This is a genomic window from Phocaeicola sp. RTP21198st1_B8_RTP21198_201120 (assembly GCF_040929485.1).
Lineage (GTDB): Bacteria > Bacteroidota > Bacteroidia > Bacteroidales > Bacteroidaceae > Phocaeicola > Phocaeicola dorei.
This window is the reverse complement of sequence record NZ_JBCOCI010000415.1, coordinates 1-1,236: the sequence shown is the minus strand read 5'-3', so window position 1 is coordinate 1,236 and position 1,236 is coordinate 1. Positions and strand designations below refer to the sequence as shown.

Here is a 1,236-nt window from a genome sequence, read left to right as displayed (position 1 = left end):
CGCCAAAGGCAACGAAGACGTATGGGGAGACATCAAATATTCACCGGGAAAATATCACACCACCACCTACAACCTGCTTTCTATGAACCGGATCAAATCCGGACGCACAGAACACATCATCGACATTTCCATTAACTATCAGACCGGAAAAGCCGACGAATACCGTCAGGAAAAAATAATAGAAAAAGATCCGGTAACAGGTATCGAATCTTCCTACTGGAACACACTTCTCACGTACGACGAACGTTACACCGTCGATTTACTCAATGCCAATCTGCACTACCGCCTGTTGTGGAGTAATCATCACACTGGAGAAGCCACAGCCTACGCAGGCGCACGCGCCTATTTCCAATCGGTAGAAGATCAATACAATCTTCCGTCTTCATCGCTTACAGTCCGACAGGCAACTATCTGCATGGAGGGCGGATATTCATTCCTGCGCAAAAACAACCGTTCATTATGGATAGAAGCAGAAGCCGGATATCACATTTCGCTATCATCGGACCTGTCACTCAACGATCCGTCCACTGAATACGCCCAAAGTGTGCTTTTACCCGACATGACCTATTATGGAGCATCGTATGCGCACGGAAAACTGCAAATACAATATCAAATGCCTGTAACTATAAAGAAACACACCAACGTGTGGTTCGTCAAAGCCACAGGAGCATATCTGAAGACCGACAAGAAAACCGATTCCAAAATGTTCGGAATAAGTCTCGGATTGTACCATTAACCTTCCTCACCTCACAAAAACCAACCAGAAAATTTACACCAATCATGATGAGAATTGCCAATAACAAACTTCGGTTGCTACGCCTGCTGCTCTTTCCCACCCTCCTTTGGGGTAACTCTGCCCCCATGTTTCACATCCGGCAAAACACCAAAGGATGTTTTGTAGAAATACCCAAACGGTTGATAAACCGGGATTTTCTGTTAGCAGCCCGTGTGATGACCGTCAGTTCTCCCAATAATAAAGTTAAACTTTATGCAGGCCAGCGACTTTATGATCCGGTATGGATACGTTTGAAATATGACAAAGAACAGTTATATTTATTACGTCCCGACTCCAAGAACTTATGCGAGGATACAACTCATCTCTCGTATCCAGCCTATGCGCGCAATGCTATCACTCCCATAGCGGAATCCTGGAAAATAGAACAGGAGACAGACAGCTCGATTGTTGTAAACTGGAGCAAATTTCTTAGTGAGCCCATAGAAGGTGTAGACCCTTTT

1 protein-coding gene and 1 pseudogene are annotated in these 1,236 nt (G+C 44.9%); both read left to right on the top strand.

What is annotated here, in order from left to right; all coding sequences use genetic code 11:
* On the top strand, positions 1-736 hold a 736-nt coding region (locus AB5935_RS26850; RefSeq protein ID WP_368327961.1), incomplete at its 5' end, for a DUF6850 family outer membrane beta-barrel protein.
* Positions 737-780: 44 nt separating this feature from the next.
* A pseudogene (locus AB5935_RS26845) lies at positions 781-1,236 on the top strand (hypothetical protein); the annotation flags it as partial.